This is a genomic window from Methylobacterium sp. A54F, from assembly GCF_053346035.1.
In genome coordinates this window covers 1-285 of record NZ_JBKFBF010000209.1, presented here as the reverse complement: position 1 = coordinate 285, position 285 = coordinate 1, and the positions used below count along the sequence as shown (strand labels likewise).

Here is a 285-nt window from a genome sequence, read left to right as displayed (position 1 = left end):
GAAGACCGCGCTGAGGTATTCCTGCGCGCGCAGGTCGCCGTGCGTCTCCGCGGAGGCCGTCGACCCGACGACGTCGAGGAACAGGAAGGTGCGCTCCTCGGCCACGGGCTTGTGGTAGCGCCCGATCAGGAAGTTCACGAAGACCTCCCCGCCGATGAGGTCGCGCATGCGCACCACGAAGACGAGGGGCGCCGAGACGGCGAGCGAGTAGGCGAGCACGCGCGGCGTGATCTTCACGGCGACCGCGAGGCTGTCGGTGGTGTGGCCGAGGGCCCAGACGACCGG

General features: G+C 70.2%; 1 pseudogene. It reads right to left on the bottom strand.

The annotated features are described in order from the left end of the window. Positions 1-285: pseudogene (locus tag ACLBXP_RS25990) on the bottom strand (adenylate/guanylate cyclase domain-containing protein); the annotation flags it as partial.